Raw genomic sequence first — 17,225 nt, forward strand, 5'->3', positions numbered from 1 at the left:
AATCCGAGACTCACCATCAGAACTCATACTTCATGGTCGCGACGGCGCTGGCCGGGCGTCCCACGAAGTTGAAGACACTGGCAGAGCCGGCGCGCACGTAATATTCGCGGTCGAACAGGTTGTAGACGTTCAGCTGGCCGCTGAGTCGTGGCGTGAACTGGTAACCGAGCATGGCATCGAATACCGCATAGCCCGGTGCATGGATGGTGCCCTGGGTATTGTCGAAATCACTCAGCGCCGTCATGCCGGCACCGACGGATACGCCGTCCAGCAGGTTGCCTTCGAAGCGATACTGGGTCCACAGATTGACCATGTTGTTGGGCATCAGCATCAGCAAGGTATCGGAGCTTCCGGCCTCCAGAACCTCGGAGTCCATGTAGGTGTAGCCGAAGATGACATCCCACTGCGGCGTGATGTTGCCGGCCAGCTCAAGCTCCGCACCGGTGATGCGCATCTTGCCGGAATCCACCGAGTAATCGACGCTGCTGTCGGTGGAGGATGCCGCGCGGTGGCTGTCGGTCAGCTGGAAGCCACTGATGCGCGCATTGAGGGCGCCATCCAGATAGCTGCCCTTGATGCCGATCTCGTATTGCTCGCCTTCCCGCGGGTCGATCAGGTCCCCGTCCTCGCCTTCACTGGTCTGAGGCTCGAAGACCTTGGAGTAGCTGGCATAGACGGAGTGATCGGCGTCCAGGTCGTACACGAGTCCGCCGTAGGGCGTGACGGCGGTGTCCTGCATGTCGCTGCTGCCGCCATTGATCCTGTCTTCGGATTCCGCCGAGAAATGGCTGACCCGCGCGCCCAGTATCACGGCCAGCGGCGCCACGGGACGCAGCGTCACCTTGCCGTACAGGCCCTGTTCTTCGAGGGTGGTCTCGGTGCGCGACAGGCTATAGCCACTGACGCCGTCACGCGCGTTGCCGAGAATGTCCACATAGGCCAGGTTGTTCAGCTCGCTGATGCTGGCGCTGGAGCCGGTCAGGTCGCTGGTGCGCGCCGCGGTGGTGTCCGCTTCTGAGGTCTTGTAGTCGACGCCGACCACGAATTCGTTCTGGTTGCCGAAGGCATCGAAGCCCTGGGTGTAGCTGGCATCCACGCTCACCGAGGTCTCATCGGTGAAACCGGCATAGCCCGCGACACTGCTCATGTCGCCGCTGTCACTGAGCGCGGAGCCACTGTAGGCGTACTCGTAATCGGCATTGCGATCACTGTAACGCGCCGCCAGACGTCCATAACCGCGCGAACTGAAGTGGTGGGTCAGCTCGGCGATGACATCGGTGGAGTCGCTCTCGAAGCTGTTCCAGTCCGCACCATAGAAGGCCGAACTTCGTGCGTAGGTGAAGTCGCCATCGCTGCCCACCGGCTGACCCTGATTGACGGTGATGTCCTTGGTGTTGTGGATCACGCCCAGTGACAGCTCGGTGTTCTCATCCAGATCGATATCCAGCGCGCCATAGAAATCATTCAGCGTGTTGTCGTTGTCATCGACCCACTGCGCCTGCTCCGTGGAGCGGGTCACCAGACGCCCGCGGATACGGCCCTGCTCATCGATGGGCCCGGAGATATCGACGCTGACGCTTCTGTCATCCAGCGTGCCGACACTGCCGCTGATGGAGCCCTGGAAGGTATCGGTCGGGCGCTTGCGCACCAGATTGATGACCCCGCCCAGCTCACTGGTGCTGTTGAAGAGGCCGGATGGCCCGCGCATGACCTCGACCCGATCGATGGCGGTCAGCGAAGGCACCGAGCCCGTCAGGCTCGACATCGGTGCGGACAGGCCATCGATGCTGTAGGCATCGTACTCATAGCCACGCGCGAAGATGGACGAGCGGCCACTGTCGTTGTTCAGCACCCGCACACCCGGCGTACGCGCCGCCAGCTGATCCAGGGTGATGAAGTTCTGGTCCTCGATGGCGTCATGGGTCACGACGCTGACCGACTGCGGGATGTCGCGCAGCGAGGCCGGTACCTTGGAACCCACCGTGGCGGCATCCACGCTGTAGCCACCACTTTCTTCACTGGAGGCCATGTCATACAGACGCAGACCAGTGACCCGCTGCGTATCCAGCACCAGCGTCGATTCATCCGCCTGCACCGGCAGACTGACCAGCACCACGCCCGCCCCGAGCATCAAACGACGCGCCCCTGCCCCACACAGCACGCCTCCCCGAGTCTTCATCTTCTTCATCATGTCCCCTTGCCTCGTGCTCATTGTCTTGTGCTCACTGCCCATCGCCACTAATGATAATTATTTGCATTTGATGCATTGACGGGGCATTTTGGCACTCCACGACGACAAAAACCTTTGCGGAACCCTTCCTGATGTTTGCAGGTGCGACAAGATGAGCCTTACCTCCCTTTCTGGCCGCGCTGGCGGTGTCACGACGACTTCTGATGCGCTTTCCGCTTCGCCCTCAAGCGAGAGCGCAAGGCACAGGATCATCGAGCTGGAACACGTCCACCGCATGGCGCGTGCCCTGACCAGCGACCACCAGTGCGAGCCTGCCGAGGGCCAGTCTGGCGATGGCGCGCTGATCGGCAACATGCATCTGCACGAGGCTCAGCCCGGCCTGTTCATGCGCCTCAACCGCGTGCGCAAACGTGCCGATCTGATGATCCGCTCCCGTATCGAGCCGTCCCTCAAGATCGCCGTGGTGTGGCGCGGGGAGCCGAAGGTCAGTTTTGGCCCGGACAGCCATGCACTGGCACCGGGGCGCGCGCTATGCATCGCCCTCGATGAGGTGACGGAATTCGCGCTCAAGAGCGTGAAAGGCGCGCAGGAGCACAGCGCCATCCTGTCGCTGACGCCGGCATGGCTGAAATTGCATCTGGGGGTGTCACGCGCCAGCCAGCTGATGCCCGAGACGCGGCATCTGGCCCATTACGCCTGGCAGCCGTCTGCGCGTCTGATCGAGCGACTGGAGGAATTCAGCCGCCAACGGCCGGGGACGCTGGCGCTGCGCCTCGGCATCGAGTCATTGGCATTGGAAGTGATCAGCGAATGTCTGGCGGCCAGCGCCTCTCTTTCTCACCCGACTCCCGAAGGGCTTGGCGAGCACTGGGCGGCAAGGCTGGAAGACTGGATACACAGCGGGGAAGCCGCCTATCTGAGTCAGGCGGAGATGGCGGCGCGGCTGGGCATGAGCGTGCGCCAGTTGCAGCGCCGCTATCGCGACGCCTACGGCCAGACCCTGGCGCAGGACCTGCGACGGCGGCAACTGACCCGAGTGGCGAATCTGCTGCAGGACCGCAAGCTGACGATTGAAGCCGCAGCCGAACTGGCGGGTTATCGCAGCGCGGCCAACTTCGCCACCGCCTTTCGCCGCCAGTTCGGCGTGCCGCCCAGTCAGCGGCCGGTGGTGCCGGCGTAGCGACGCTTGGACTTGGCGATGACCCGTTGCTAATGTTGAGCGTCGTTGCGGCATGCACCCTATTGGCGGTGCAGGCAGACCGCAGCCGCATACGAAAGAACGACAACAGCAAGAACTGAACATCATGAACAACAAGATCTCGCCACGCTCTCGCACAAGGACACTGTCATGTCGGTTGACAACATGAAGCTGGAATCCCTCGCCCTGCATCACGGCTATACCTCGGAAGCCACCACCAAGGCGGCGGCGGTACCGATCTACCAGACCACCTCCTACACCTTCGATGACACCCAGCACGGCGCGGACCTCTTCGATCTCAAGGTGCCGGGCAACATCTACACCCGCATCATGAATCCGACCAATGACGTGCTGGAGCAGCGCATGGCCGCCGTCGAGGGCGGTATCGCGGCGCTGGCGGTGGCTTCCGGCATGGCGGCGATCACCTATGCCATCCAGGCGCTGGTGCAGGTCGGCGACAACATCGTCAGCACCAGCCAGCTGTATGGCGGCACCTACAACCTGTTCGCCCATAGCCTGCCGCGTCAGGGGGTGGAGGTGCGCATGGCGGCCTTCGATGACTTCGCCGGCCTCGAGGCGCTGATCGATGACAGGACTCGCGCCGTCTTCTGCGAGTCCATCGGCAACCCGGCCGGCAACATCGTCGATCTCGCGCGCCTGGCCGAGATCGCCCACCAGCATGGCGTGCCGCTGATCGTCGACAACACCGTCGCCACGCCAGTGCTGTGCCGCGCCTTCGATCACGGCGCCGATATCGTGATCCACTCGCTGACCAAGTACATCGGCGGCCACGGCACCACCGTGGGTGGCATCATCATCGATTCCGGCAAGTTCGACTGGGTCGCCAACAAGGAGCGCTTCCCGATTCTCAACGAGCCGGACCCCTCCTACCACGGCGTCGTCTATACCGAAGCCTTTGGCCCGGCCGCCTACATCGGGCGTTGCCGTGTGGTGCCGCTGCGCAATACCGGCGCGGCGCTGTCACCGCAGAGCGCCTTCCTGCTGCTGCAAGGCCTGGAAACCCTCAGCCTGCGCATGGAGCGCCACTGCAGCAATGCGCTCACGCTGGCCGAATATCTTCAGCAGCACCCGAGCGTCAGCTGGGTCAACTACGGCGCGCTGCCCGACAGTCCCTATCACGCCACCTGCCAGAAGATCACCGGCGGCAAGGCCTCCGGCATCGTAAGCTTCGGCATCAAGACGAACGCGACAGGTGACGACAAGGCCGAAGCCGGACGCATCGCCGGTGGCAAGTTCATCGATGCGCTGCAGATGATTCTGCGCCTGGTCAATATCGGCGATGCCAAGTCGCTGGCCTGCCACCCGGCCTCCACCACTCACCGCCAGCTCAACGAGGAAGAACTGGCCAAGGCCGGCGTCTCGACGGATCTGGTGCGCATCTCGGTGGGGATCGAGCATATCGACGACATCATTGCCGATGTCAGCCAGGCACTGGACAAGGCGGTGGCCTGACCCGAGAGCGGCTCTTAAACGACAGTCAGGCGCCATTCAGGCGCCAACCAAGCCGCCTCAGTGATATCTCATCGCCCGCGAAGACACGTCTCTTCGCGGGCGCCTTGTGTTGCGTATACCGATGACTGTGCTTCTCTCAGGCCTGCCAGAACCGCAATGAGTAGCACAGCAAGGTAACGGTATATCAAAGGACTGGACTACCTGATTGGCGAGCCGTCCAGACCCAGCATAAATCTGGTTAATACCAAGAATAAAAAATCGAAACTACCGAAATACACGAACAGAACACACTCTTGGATCAAGGCGCACACAGAGGCGCCTGTCACAACGATAACAACTCCAAGAGGTGTCCCGATGAAGCGTACCCTGCTGACCGCTGCAATTGCCGCTACCGCTATCCTGCCGCTGAGCGCCGCTCAGGCTCAGGATATCAAGCTCGGCCACGTGCTGGCGCCCACCCATAGCTGGAACATCGCTGCGGAAGGTTTTGCCAAGGATGTCGCCGAGGCCACTGATGGCCGCGTCAATTTCCAGGTCTTCCCCAGCGGACAGCTCGGCAACGAGAAGACGGTCGTGGAAGGCATGCAGATCGGCAGCGTGCCGGCTGGCGTGATCGGCTGTGGCTCCTTCCAGCCGCTGGATGCCCGCTTCGGCATCGTCGAACTGCCCTACTCCTGGCCGGACCGCGAACACGCCTACGCCGCCTACGATGGCAAGCTGGGCGATGCGCTCGAGGATGTCGCCGACGAGCACAACATGAAGATCCTGTCGTGGTGGGAAAACGGCTTCCGTCACGTCACCAACAACCGTGGCCCCATCACCACCCCGGAAGACCTCGCCGGCCTCAAGATTCGCGTCACGCCGGACAAGATGCGTCTGGATACCTTCACCGCTCTGGGCTCAAGCCCAGCACCGCTGTCCTTCGGTGAGCTCTACTCCGCGCTGCAGCAGGGCGTGTTCGATGCCCAGGAAAACCCGCTGGCCATCATCTATTCCTCCTCGTTCAGCGAAGTGCAGGACTACGTCTCCCTCACCGGTCACGTCTGGGCACCGGCGTGTCTGACCATCTCCAACTTCACCTGGAACCAGCTCTCCGAGCAGGATCAGGCCGCGGTGCAGAAGAGCGCCGACGAATGGCGTGACAAGCAGCGCGCGATGACCCAGAAGGATGACGCCGAGCTGGTCGCCAAGCTGGAAGAGGCAGGCATGCAGGTCAACGAGGTCGACACCGCGCCCTTCAATGCCAAGGTGCAGGGTGTCTGGGCCGAGTACACCGACGTCTTCGGGCCTGAGCTGATGGGCCTGGTCGAGCAATACCGCAAGGGCGAGTAACGATGTCTTCCGCCTCTCCCTCCGTCAAGCCGCTGGCCGTGTTGTGTGCCGTGCGTACCTTGATGATCACCCTCTCACGTTGGAGCTGCCGGGGCTGTCTGGCCCTGGCTGCCAGCGGAGTCGCCGCGCTGTCGGCACTGGTGATCTGGACCGTCTTCATGCGCTGGGTCATGGGCCAGCCGCCGCACTGGGCAGAAGAGTTGCCGCAACTGGTGCTGGTATGGACCACCCTGCTGGCCGCGGTGTCCTGCACCCGCAACCGTACTCATCTGAGTGCGGGCCTGCTGCCGCTGCTGGTGCGCTCGGTGCGTGTCCAGCGCATCACCGGACGCATCACCGACGCCATGATCCTGATCATGCTGCTGTTGCTGGCCAAGGCAGGCATGGACCTGACCGCCATCACGATGCGTCAGACCACCACCGCGCTGCAGATTCCGGCCGGTATCGTCTATCTGTCCGTGCCGCTGTGCTGCACCGCGATGGCACTGGTACAGCTGGAGCATCTGCTGACGCCGACCACAACCTCCCGTGACACCCTGGCCGATGACGCCCCGTCATCCCCACGCCAAGGAGATGCCTCATGACTCTCGGCGCCCTGGCTCTGCTCGGCGTATTCGCGCTCGGCATCCTCATCGACATTCCCATCGCCTTCGCGCTGTTGATGTCGGCCCTCTTCTACCTGCTGGCCTTCGGTGCCGCGCCCATGATGGTCTCGGCGCAGCAATTCGTGGCCGGGATGGAAAGCTTCACCCTGCTGGCGATCCCGCTGTTCGTGCTCGCCGCCCAGTTGATGAACCGCGCCGGCCTGACCGAACGCCTGGTACGCCTGTGCATGGCGATGGTCGGTGATATCCGCGGCGGCCTGGCAGTGGTCGCGGTGCTCGCCTGCATGATGTTCGGCGCGCTGTCCGGCTCCGGCGTGGCGGACGTGATCGCCATCGGCAGCATGCTGCTGCCCACCATGGCCCGCAACGGCTATGACAAGGGCTTCAGCAGTGCGCTGGTCGGTACCGCCAGCTCCATCGGCACCGTGATTCCGCCCAGCATCGTGATGATCGTCTACGGCACCACCTCCAATACCTCGGTGGGCCAGCTGTTCATGGGCGGCATCATCCCCGGCCTGATGCTGACCGTCGCGCTGGTCGGCGTCGCCCTCTACATGTCACGCAAGCATGGCTGGTCGGGCGGTGTCGCGGCCCGTGTGCCCGGCGAGCGTCGCCGCGCCCTGCTCAGCGCCATGCCGGCCCTGATGGTGCCGGTGATGATCATCGGTGGTATCCGCTTCGGGGTATTCACGCCCACCGAAGCCGCCGCCTCCGCGATTCTCTACGCCATCATCATCGGCACCTGTGTCTATCGCAGCCTGACCTGGCGCGGCTTCCTGGACAGCGTCCGCGCAACCGCCGAGACCACCGGCGCCATCCTGCTGATCATCGGTGCGGCCGGCATGTTCGCCTGGGGCCTGACCTACGAGCAGGTGCCGCAGGCCATCGCCCAGCTGATCGGCGAATTCACCGACAGCCGCATCAGCGTCCTGCTGCTGCTGACCGCCGTGCTGCTGGTGCTGGGCTCCTTCATGGAAAGCGTGGCGATCATCATCATCGTGACGCCCATCGTGATGCCGCTGCTGGCGCAATACGGCATCAGCCCGGTGCACTTCGGGGTACTGCTGACCGTCAATCTGGCCATCGGCGCCAATACGCCGCCGCTGGGGATCGACCTGATGGCCGCCTGTCGCATCGCCGGCATCAACGTCAGCGACTCGCTGCGCCCGCTGGGCCTTATGCTGGGCGCGATGCTGACCGTGCTGATGCTGATCACCTTCATTCCGGAACTCGTGCTGTTCCTGCCCAACCTGATGGAGGGCTGAGTGATGACCACCGCCATGGACCACAAGCTTCCCCAGCGCTGGCTGTTCGTGCCGGGTGACGATGCCGCCCGTCTGCAGGCCGCCCTCACCAGCGGCGCCGATGCCATCGTGGTCGATCTCGAAGAGTTCACCCCGGCCGCCGGACGCAAGCTTGCCATCAGTCGCTTCGCCGACTTCGCCAGACGCGCCCGTGCCCTGAAGGTGTGGCCGGCCGTGCGCCTCAACCTGCTGGAGCACGGCGGTCGCGACGAATTGGCAGAGCTGATCAGCACCACCCTGGGCGATCCCACCGGGACTCCCGCCGCCATCTTCCTGCCCGCCGTCGAGCAACGCGCCCAGCTGGCCGCGCTGGATGGCGCCCTCGCCGAGCAGGAAGCCCTGCATGGCCTGCCACGGGGCAGTCTGAAGAGCGTCGCGACGCTGGAAAGCCAGGCCGGACTGCTGGCCGCCGAGGAACTGCTCGCCGCGGGCGATGACACGCCACGCCTGCTGGGAGCGCTGATCGGTACCGGGGACCTGGCCACGGATCTGGGCCTGATGCCCGACCAGCCCGCCGCCACCATCACCGAGACGCTCAAGCCGTGGCGTCAGCGGTTGGCGCGAGCCTGCAAGACCCATCGCCGGCTGGCCATCGATGGCCCGTGGCGCTGGAAGCACGGGCTGGGCACCGACCAGCACTGGGCCAATCAGCAGGGGCTGCAGGCGCGTTGCGTCATCTACCCCGAACAGCTCGAGGCGCTCTATGACCTCATGCCCGCTCGCGGCGCTGACCCGATGCCCGCTGGTGGAGCGCTGACCTGATGCCCGTCGACAGCACCGCGCCTCAGTTCTGAAAGGTTGCCCTGCCGAGCGCCACACCGAATTCATTACCGCGTCAAAAACTACCGACGTCTCAACACCGATTTCTCAACATCGAATTCTCAACACTGATTTCTCAACAACAACGAGAGCACTCCCATGACTCAGGCCGCGAACACTTCCTCCGCTTCCACCCTGCCGCTGCGCAATGGCGGGCAGATCCTCGTCGACCAGATCCGTCTGCACGGCACCAAGCGTGTCTTCCTGGTGCCGGGCGAAAGCTATCTGCCATGCATCGATGCGCTCAATGAGCACAAGGGCGCCATCGAGCCCATCGTCTGCCGCCAGGAAAGTGGCGCAGGCTACATGGCCGAAGCCTACGGCAAGCTGACCAACGAGCCGGGCGTGTGCTTCGTCACCCGTGGCCCGGGCGCCACCAACGCCTCCATCGCCGTGCATACCGCCTATCAGGATTCCACGCCGATGATCCTGTTCATCGGTCAGGTCGGGGGTGACTTCATCGAGCGCGAAGCCTTCCAGGAAATCGATTACCGCCGCATGTTCGGCGAGATGACCAAGTGGGTCGCGCAGATCGACGACACCTCGCGCATTCCGGAATACATCGCGCGTGCCTATCAGGTGGCGCGCAGCGGCCGTCCGGGCCCGGTGGTGCTGGCACTGCCCGAAGACACCCTGTGGGGCGAAGCCCAGGTCGCGGACGTCAAGCCGCACCCGCGTCTGGCCACCTACCCGGGTCAGCCGCAGCTCGATGAGCTCAAGAGCCTGCTCGCGACTGCCGAGCGTCCCTTCCTGCTGGTCGGTGGCAGCGGCTGGACCCGCGATGCCCAGGTCGCGCTGGAAGGCTTCGCCGAGCGCTTCGATATCCCCACCGGCGTCGCCTGGCGCCGTCTGGAGTGCGTCGATGCCGAACTGCCGCAATTCGCCGGTCACGTCGGCATGGGCATGCATGACGCGCTGCGCCAGCAGCTGGTCGAGAGTGATCTGGTGATCGCCGTCGGCACCCGTATCGGCGAAGCCACCAGCGAAGGCTACAGCTGGATCCAGTCGCCGGTGCCGACCCAGAAGCTGGTGCACATCTACGCAGACCCGGAAGAGCTGGGCCGTGTCTATCAGCCGACGCTGGCGATCAATACCGACGTCAACGGCTTCGCACTGGCGCTTTCCACCCTGTCACCGGATAGCGCCCCGCGCTGGTCCGGCATTACCCGCGAGGCGCGCGCCGCCTATCTGGCCACGCTGGAAGAGCAGCCGTCGCCGGGCCCGCTGAGCCTGGACAAGGTCAGCCTGACCGTCGACCGCATTCTCGATGGCAAGGGCTGCATCAGCGTCGGCGCCGGCAACTACGCGCTCTACGCACACCGCTACGTGCGCTTCCGTGGCCTGGGCAGCTCGCTGGCCCCGACCGTCGGCTCCATGGGGTACGGCCTGCCCGCCGCCATCTCCAGCAAGCTGGAATTCCCGGAACGCCCCGCCGTCTGCTACGCCGGTGATGGCTGCTTCCAGATGAACCTGCAGGAACTGGGCGTGGCACTGCAGTACCGCCTCGGCGTCGTGGTACTGGTGTTCAACAACGGCATGTGGGGCACCATCCGCGCCCACCAGGAAAACGACTTCCCGGGCCGCGAGATCGCGCTGACCTTCACCAACCCGGACTTCGCCGCGCTGGTCACCGCCTACGGCGGCCTGGGTCAGGTGGTGGAGAAGGACGAGGACTTCGAGGAAAGCTTCAAGCGCGCCCTGGAATTCGCCGACCGCGAGCGTCTGCCGGCCCTGATCGAGCTGCGCTATGACCCGGACGGCATCGCCCCGGGCAAGCTGCTCAGCGGCATCCGTGAAGATGCCCTCACGCGTAACGCGGCCGAGTAAGTCACAGGGAGGCGCTCCTTCCCGCCTTCGGACGACCTTCCCGTCGCCCGAAGGCGGGAAGGTCGCCAGTCAGAACAGTTGAACCGTCAGAACAGTTGAACCATGCCGCCAGAGCGCGACGACAGGAGTCATACAACAACATGTCCACTACCACTACCCCTTCAGCCCCCTCTGACATCACCGAACAGACCCAGCAGATTCTGGATAGCCTCGCCCTACGCGTCGATGGCAAGCGCCTGTGGGACGCGCTGATGACATTGGCCGAGATCGGCGCGACGCCCAAGGGCGGCAACTGCCGTCTGGCCCTGACCGAAGAAGACCGCGCCGGCCGCGAGCTGGTCACCGGCTGGCTTGAGGCCGCGGGCCTGACACTGCGCGTCGACGAGATCGGCAACATCTTCGCCCGTCGCCCGGGCCGCAATGACAGCCTGCCGCCGGTCGCCACCGGCAGCCACATCGACACCCAGCCCACCGGCGGAAAGTTCGATGGTTGCTACGGCGTGCTGGCCGGCCTGGAAGTCATGCGCGTGCTGGATGAGCGCGGCATCGAGACCGAAGCCCCGCTGGAAGTGGTGATCTGGACCAACGAGGAAGGCAGCCGCTTCGTGCCGGTGATGATGGGGTCCGGCGTGCATGCGGGCTTGATCCCGCTCGAGAAGGCCCTGGCCGCTACCGACCGTGACGGTGACAGCGTTGCCGCATCACTGGCGCGTACCGGCTATGCCGGCGACGTGCCGGTGGGCAGCCATGATTTCGGCGCCTATTTCGAGGCACACATCGAGCAGGGCCCGGTGCTGGAGCAGGAAGAGATCACCATCGGTGCCGTCACCGGCTCGCTGGGTCTGCACTGGTTCGACGTGGTGGTCAGCGGCCAGGAAGCCCACGCCGGCCCGACGCCGATGCCCTACCGCCGCGATGCGCTCAAGACCGCCTGCGCACTGGTAAGCGACATCCTGACGCTGGCCGATGCCTACCAGCCCAACGGTCGCGTCACCTGTGGCGAATTCAATGTGCATCCCAACTCGCGCAACGTGATTCCGGGCCAGGTGCGCTTCAGCGTCGACCTGCGTCACCTGGAACCGGCAGTGCTCGCCGAGATGCACGACCAGCTCAAGGCGCTGTGCCTCAAGCATCACGCCGCCAACCAGAGCGACAGGCAGCGCGTGGACATCGAGCTGATCGAGGTCCAGCACATACCGCCGACGCCCTTCGCGCCGGAACTGATCGAGATGGTGCGCAGCGCAAGTCAAGAGCTGGAACTCAGCTACCGCGACATGGAAACCGGCGCCGGTCACGACGCCGTGCAGATCGCCGGCATCAATCCGGTGGCGATGATCTTCGTGCCCTGCGAAGACGGCATCAGCCACAACGAGAGCGAGAACGCCGAACCGTCCGATCTCGAGGATGGCGCCAACGTCCTGCTGCTGGCGATGCTCAAGCGTGCCGGCATCGTCAGCACCAACCCTGACGACGCCAATGCGACCCACAACACCGCGGAGAACGCCCAATGAGCACTGCCACATCCGCCCCGCTGACGCATGCCGACTGGCAGCAACGCGCCGCCGCGCTGACCTTCGAGACGCGTGCCTTCATTGACGGTTCCTATACCGAGAGTACCGGCTGCGACACCTTCCCGGCCTACAATCCGGCCACCGGCGAAGTGCTGGCGCATATCACCGCCTGCACCGAGCAGGACATCGACCGCGCCGTGATGGCCGCGCGTCGCGCCTTCGAATCCGGTGTCTGGTCGCGTCAGTCCCCCCAGGCCCGCAAGGCCGTGCTGCAGCGCTTTGCCCAGCTGATCAGCGACAATGCCGAAGAACTGGCGCTGCTGCAGACACTGGAAATGGGCAAGCCGATCGGCGACAGCCTAGGCTTTGATCTGGCGGAAACCGCGCGCTCGGTGGCCTGGTACGCCGAGGCCATCGACAAACATTATGACGAGATCGCGCCCACCGGCGAGAACGTGCACGCCACCATCACCCGTGAAGCGCTGGGCGTGGTCGCGGCGGTGGTGCCATGGAACTTCCCGCTGATGATCGCTTCCTGGAAGTTCGCGCCGGCACTGGCGCTGGGCAACAGCGTGGTGCTCAAGCCGGCCGAAGCCTCAAGCCTGAGTGCGCTGCGTCTGGCGGCACTGGCCGATGAAGCCGGCATTCCGGCGGGCGTGTTCAACGTCACGCCGGGCCTGGGCGCGGTGGCGGGTCAGGCGCTCGGCCTGCACATGGAAGTCGATGCGCTGGCCTTCACCGGCTCCACCGCGACCGGCAAGCGCTTCATGCGCTACTCAAGCGACTCCAACCTCAAACGTGTGTGGCTGGAGTGTGGCGGCAAGTCGCCGCATATCGTGTTCGCCGATTGCCCGGACCTGGACCAGGCCGCGCGCGCTGCCGCCGATGCCATCTTCATCAATCAGGGCGAAGTCTGCATCGCCGGTTCGCGCCTGTATGTCGATGAGGCCATCTTCGATGACTTCATGCCGCGTCTGATCGCCTGCGCCCGCGCCATGCCGGCCGGTGACCCGCTCGACCCGGCCACGCGCATGGGCGCACTGGTCAGCGCGGACCACCACGAGAAGGTGCTCGGCTTCGTCGAGACGGCGCTCTCGGAAGGCATGACGCTGCACCAGGGCGGCCAGGCGATCGCGCCCAGCGATGCCACCGCAGGCGGCTGGTATCTGGAGCCGACCATCGTGGAAGGCGGCCAGAACAGCACCGTGATGCGCGAGGAAATCTTCGGCCCGGTGCTCGGCGTGACCCGCTTCAGCGGCGAGGAAGAAGCCATCGAACTGGCCAATGATTCCATCTACGGCCTGGGCGCTGGCCTGTGGACCCGCGATCTGGCGCGTGCCCATCGTGTCTCGCGGCGTCTCAAGGCGGGGCTGGTGTGGGTCAACTGCTACGCCGATGGCGATATCAGCGTGCCCTTCGGTGGCGTCAAGCAGTCCGGTTTCGGGCGTGACAAGTCACTGCACGCGCTGGACAAGTACTCCGACCTGAAGACCACCTGGATCAATCTCGCCTACTGAGGCCTGTGACGACCCACCCACCATCGGCACCGCTGTCATCCGATATTGCAGGATGGCAGCGGTGCCGATGGTGGTCGTCGAGAAATGGGGCTTGAAACTGAGGTTCGGTCTAGACGGTCTCGCCCGTGCTCTTATCATCGCCCTCATTCTCGTCAGACTCGGGCTGGGCCGCAGACGGCTGGGCCGCATCAGGATCAGCATGCACGGCGGCAAGCGGGTCGCGACTGGCCGGCACGCCGTCGGCTGCGGCAGAGGCCGCGGCGGGCTGCATTTCCAGCCCCCGATGCAGACGCTCTTCCAGCGGCACCTTGGCCAGCGCGTTGTGCATGAAGTTGACGAAGGTGGATTCGGCGGCACTGAAACGCGCCTCGCGGTGCCACATCAGGTGCAGGTCGATATCGGCCACGCCACCGTAGGGCGGCAGGGGCCACAACTCTCCTTCCGCGACTTCACGGCGCACGATGTGCTCGGGCATGCAGCCGATGCCCCAACCGGCCAGCACCATGCGGCGGATTTCCTGCAGGCTGCTGGACTGACCGATCACCGGGCCCTGCACGCCTTCGCGAGCACGGAACATTGCCAGCGGTGACAGCACGCCATCGAGCTGCTCACTGCCAAAGGAGACATAGCGTTCATTGCGCAGCGCATCCATCGGCAGGTTCTGCTGGCCGAACAACGGATGCATGCGACCACAGAAGTAGCGGTAATTCTGGCGCGCCAGCACCTGGGACATCAGCTGTTCAGGCGTCTGCTGGGCCAGACAGATACCCAAGGCTCCCTGGCGCTGCAGCAGGCCCTGCTGCACCTCGTGACTGGACATTTCCTGGATCGAGAAGGTGACCTGGGGGAAACAGCGGTGAAAGCGTGCGAACACGCTATCAAGGAAACGGCATTCAATGCCGGTGATGAACAGGAGCGAGACATGTCCGGAAATCTCCGTATGACTATTGCCCACCTCAGAGGCGAGGCGCGCCACATTGGCGTAGATCTCCACCGCCTCGCGATAGACCACCTGCCCCGCCCCGGTCACGCGGAAGCTGTGACTGTCCCGTTCGATCAGACGCTGCCCCAGGCGCTCTTCCAGGCGCTTGAGTGACAGACTCACCGCTGGCTGTGACAGGTAGAGACGCGCCGCGGCCCGACTGACGCTTTCCTCCTGGACGATGACGATGAATGTTCTCAGCAGGTTCCAGTCCAGCGTGTCATGTATGGGTCGCATGGCGATTGTTCCTGTCCCGAAAGTGGCGCGACCGGCAAGAGCGCAATGAAACGCACTCCCGGTGGTACGCCAGATGGTAATAAAGTCAGCACCGCGTCACCAACGTCTGCCCTCGAGTGATATATTCCCCCTCGCTCAAGACACTAATGACGATCAATACAATATCAATAAAGCGGAAAACACGACGATGTTCGATACCCGAGAAACTTTCATTCTCTCGATCATGATCATAGCATGTGGCGTATTTCTGATGGGGCTTTCGCTCTATTTCTTCCGCCGTATCAAGACCTATGATGATTACAATGTCGCAGGCCGTTCCACCTCGACCTTCCCGCTGATCTGTACGCTGATCGGTACCGCCGTCGGCGGTTCTACCCTGCTGGGCTTCGTCTCCAAGGGCTACACCTTCGGCATGGGCCAGCTGTGGCTGCCGGTGGGCATGACCTTCGCAGGCATTGCGCTGTACTTCTTCATCGGCAAGATCCACGCCGAAGGCGAGCGCCTCAACATGGTGACCCTGGCCGACTTCCTGGTCAGTCGCTTTGGCGAAGGCGTCAGGGTGCCGACCCTGCTCAGTATTCTGTGTGCCTACGCGGCCATCACCGGCATGCAGTTCGTGGCCGTGGCCACGGTGCTCAAGCTGGTGTTCGGCCTGGCACTGCCGGTGGGCATCCTGCTGACCTGGGCACTGCTGACCGCCAAGACATGGCTGGGCGGCCTGATGGCGGTCATCTGGTCAGACGCCATCCTGGGCACCCTGCAGACCCTGGGCATCTTCTTCCTGCTGGTCACCGTCTACTACGCCAGCGGCAGCTGGGAATTCATCAGCGCGGCACCGATGCCCGAAGGCAACCCTGACTTCCTGAGCCTGACCGGCATTTCCGGCCATGAACTGGCGGTCTACATGCTGACCATCGGCGCCTATCAGTTCGTGCGTCAGGACCTGTGGCAGCGCTTCTGGGCCGCGCGCAGCCTCAAGGCGGCACGCACCGGCTACGCCGTCGCCATCGTCTTCACGCTGCTGGTCGGCGGTGCCGTGGTCCTGATCGGTGCCTTCGCCAAGCTGGGGCTGGATATCGTGGTCGCCAATCCGGACCTGTCCTTCTACGCCATCATCAAGGCCACCCTGCCGTTGCCGCTGATGGTCAGCATGGTCGTCGTGCTGCTGGCGACCATCATCTCGTGCGCCGATTCGTTCTTCATCGCCGGTGCCTCCTCCATCGCCAACGACATCATCAAGCCGCGCATGAAGGGCCGCGATGATGCCTTCATGCTGCGCATGAGTCGTCACTCGGTGGTCGCCATGTCCTTGATTTCGCTGGGCCTGGCGCTTTATGCACCGCGTCTGCTCGAAATCTGGATTCTCGGCAGCGCGATGCTGGTCTGCGGTGTGCTGGTGCCGACGGTGGTCGCGCTGTGCCGTCGCACGCCAGACCCGCGTGGCGGGGTGATCATGATGTGGGGCGGGCTGGCTACCGCCGTGCTGTGGCAGGTGCTGGGCCATCCCTTCGGCCTGCACCCGGTGATGATCGGCCTGCCGGTCTCGCTGGCGCTGATGCCGCTGGCGCTGCGCAAGCCGAGCCTGAGCCTCTCGACCGAATCTGCCACGCGCTGACTGACTGAGCTGACTAGCCGAGCTGACTAGCCGAGCTGACTGAGCTGACTAACTGAGAGAACAGTTGCGCTCAGTGGTTATCAAGTAGTGATGTAGCACACGAAAGCCCCCGTTGCCGATGACCTCTTGAGAGCATCGGCAACGGGGGCTTTCCCGTGTTCAGGATCCATCGCTCTGCGGTTTCTTGCTCGCCACTCTGATAGCCGCTCTAATAGCCATTCTGCTGGCCACCATGATGGCTATTCTTTTGACCATTCTACTGGTCGAGCAGATGCCTTCAGGCAGGTTTTGTCACGTTCGACTGCCCACTATCCTTGCGACGACTTGCCGGTCTTTTCTGCCATCGATCGGCCAATTTCTCATCGCAATCCCCGCATGTTGTCACCGCGCAATACACACATATTTTCTTACATAAATTTGGCAAATACTGCGTATTGAAATTTGAAAGCCCAAAAGGCTGATGATTCGTTGACCGCGAAGGGAGGGCCTCATAGATTGAAGGCGTACCATCACAACAAGAAGCAGGGACAGGTACCGCATGCATCTCCCGGACGCAGCATCATGGTCACGAGAAGTCCCGCATGCACTGCCCCGCTCACAATAACGATAACGTG

General features: G+C 63.7%; 12 protein-coding genes. 10 read left to right on the top strand and 2 right to left on the bottom strand.

Features of this window, described 5'->3' with window-relative positions; all coding sequences use genetic code 11:
* Positions 1 to 16 precede the first annotated feature (16 nt).
* Complete coding sequence (locus tag QD280_RS12110) at positions 17 to 2,191, bottom strand: TonB-dependent siderophore receptor (RefSeq protein ID WP_279839400.1); 2,175 nt, start codon at positions 2,189 to 2,191, stop codon at positions 17 to 19.
* A gap of 151 nt (positions 2,192 to 2,342) precedes the next feature.
* On the opposite strand from QD280_RS12110, the gene QD280_RS12115 reads away from it, so the two are divergent.
* The 9 genes from QD280_RS12115 (at position 2,343) to QD280_RS12155 (ending at position 13,777) form a co-directional block, all read left to right on the top strand.
* Entirely contained in the window at positions 2,343 to 3,371 is a 1,029-nt protein-coding gene (locus QD280_RS12115; protein WP_279839401.1) for a helix-turn-helix transcriptional regulator, read from the top strand.
* 183 nt (positions 3,372 to 3,554) lie between these two features.
* Positions 3,555 to 4,862, top strand: a complete 1,308-nt coding sequence (locus QD280_RS12120; protein WP_279839433.1) for an aminotransferase class I/II-fold pyridoxal phosphate-dependent enzyme — start codon at positions 3,555 to 3,557, stop codon at positions 4,860 to 4,862.
* Positions 4,863 to 5,216: 354 nt separating this feature from the next.
* Entirely contained in the window at positions 5,217 to 6,194 is a 978-nt protein-coding gene (locus QD280_RS12125) for a DctP family TRAP transporter solute-binding subunit (RefSeq protein WP_054556958.1), read from the top strand.
* Positions 6,195 to 6,196: 2 nt separating this feature from the next.
* A complete protein-coding gene (locus QD280_RS12130) occupies positions 6,197 to 6,778 on the top strand; it encodes a TRAP transporter small permease (RefSeq protein ID WP_279833475.1) in 582 nt (193 codons plus the stop codon).
* Positions 6,775 to 8,064, top strand: coding sequence for a TRAP transporter large permease (locus tag QD280_RS12135; RefSeq protein WP_054556959.1), 1,290 nt, complete (start codon positions 6,775 to 6,777; stop codon positions 8,062 to 8,064). The genes QD280_RS12130 and QD280_RS12135 overlap by 4 nt, the downstream gene beginning before the upstream one ends.
* Positions 8,065 to 8,067: 3 nt before the next feature.
* Positions 8,068 to 8,865 (top strand): aldolase/citrate lyase family protein, encoded by a 798-nt coding sequence (locus QD280_RS12140; RefSeq protein WP_279839402.1) that lies wholly within the window; start codon positions 8,068 to 8,070, stop codon positions 8,863 to 8,865.
* A 156-nt stretch (positions 8,866 to 9,021) separates the two neighbouring features.
* The gene (locus QD280_RS12145) at positions 9,022 to 10,749 is read left to right on the top strand and encodes a thiamine pyrophosphate-binding protein (RefSeq protein WP_279833467.1); all 1,728 of its coding nucleotides are present in this window, start codon (positions 9,022 to 9,024) and stop codon (positions 10,747 to 10,749) included.
* A 140-nt stretch (positions 10,750 to 10,889) separates the two neighbouring features.
* Positions 10,890 to 12,260, top strand: coding sequence for a Zn-dependent hydrolase (locus QD280_RS12150; RefSeq protein WP_279839403.1), 1,371 nt, complete (start codon positions 10,890 to 10,892; stop codon positions 12,258 to 12,260).
* Positions 12,257 to 13,777 (top strand): aldehyde dehydrogenase, encoded by a 1,521-nt coding sequence (locus QD280_RS12155; protein WP_279839405.1) that lies wholly within the window; start codon positions 12,257 to 12,259, stop codon positions 13,775 to 13,777. Before QD280_RS12150 ends, QD280_RS12155 begins: the two co-directional genes overlap by 4 nt.
* Before the next feature lie 109 nt (positions 13,778 to 13,886).
* Here the strand turns inward: QD280_RS12155 and QD280_RS12160 are convergent, their stop codons facing one another.
* Positions 13,887 to 14,996 (bottom strand): LysR family transcriptional regulator, encoded by a 1,110-nt coding sequence (locus tag QD280_RS12160; protein WP_279839407.1) that lies wholly within the window; start codon positions 14,994 to 14,996, stop codon positions 13,887 to 13,889.
* Between the two features lie 187 nt (positions 14,997 to 15,183).
* Here QD280_RS12160 and QD280_RS12165 point away from each other — a divergent pair, with 187 nt between their 5' ends.
* Positions 15,184 to 16,611 carry a sodium:solute symporter family protein gene (locus QD280_RS12165; protein WP_279839408.1) on the top strand — a complete coding sequence of 476 codons (1,428 nt, stop codon included), beginning with the start codon at positions 15,184 to 15,186 and terminating at the stop codon, positions 16,609 to 16,611.
* Positions 16,612 to 17,225: the final 614 nt, after the last annotated feature.

Source organism: Cobetia sp. 1AS1 (assembly GCF_029846435.1).
Classification (GTDB): Bacteria; Pseudomonadota; Gammaproteobacteria; order Pseudomonadales; family Halomonadaceae; genus Cobetia; species Cobetia amphilecti.

Excerpts from the sequence above, each read along its gene's own strand:
- QD280_RS12155 (WP_279839405.1), top strand. The coding sequence starts at position 12,257 with ATGAGCACTGCCACATCCGCCCCGCTGACGCATGCCGACTGGCAGCAA.
- QD280_RS12130 (WP_279833475.1), top strand. The coding sequence starts at position 6,197 with ATGTCTTCCGCCTCTCCCTCCGTCAAGCCGCTGGCCGTGTTGTGTGCC.
- QD280_RS12120 (WP_279839433.1), top strand. The coding sequence starts at position 3,555 with ATGAAGCTGGAATCCCTCGCCCTGCATCACGGCTATACCTCGGAAGCC.
- QD280_RS12145 (WP_279833467.1), top strand. The coding sequence starts at position 9,022 with ATGACTCAGGCCGCGAACACTTCCTCCGCTTCCACCCTGCCGCTGCGC.
- QD280_RS12125 (WP_054556958.1), top strand. The coding sequence starts at position 5,217 with ATGAAGCGTACCCTGCTGACCGCTGCAATTGCCGCTACCGCTATCCTG.
- QD280_RS12110 (WP_279839400.1), bottom strand. The coding sequence starts at position 2,191 with ATGATGAAGAAGATGAAGACTCGGGGAGGCGTGCTGTGTGGGGCAGGG.
- QD280_RS12150 (WP_279839403.1), top strand. The coding sequence starts at position 10,890 with ATGTCCACTACCACTACCCCTTCAGCCCCCTCTGACATCACCGAACAG.
- QD280_RS12140 (WP_279839402.1), top strand. The coding sequence starts at position 8,068 with ATGACCACCGCCATGGACCACAAGCTTCCCCAGCGCTGGCTGTTCGTG.
- QD280_RS12165 (WP_279839408.1), top strand. The coding sequence starts at position 15,184 with ATGTTCGATACCCGAGAAACTTTCATTCTCTCGATCATGATCATAGCA.
- QD280_RS12135 (WP_054556959.1), top strand. The coding sequence starts at position 6,775 with ATGACTCTCGGCGCCCTGGCTCTGCTCGGCGTATTCGCGCTCGGCATC.
- QD280_RS12160 (WP_279839407.1), bottom strand. The coding sequence starts at position 14,996 with ATGCGACCCATACATGACACGCTGGACTGGAACCTGCTGAGAACATTC.
- QD280_RS12115 (WP_279839401.1), top strand. The coding sequence starts at position 2,343 with ATGAGCCTTACCTCCCTTTCTGGCCGCGCTGGCGGTGTCACGACGACT.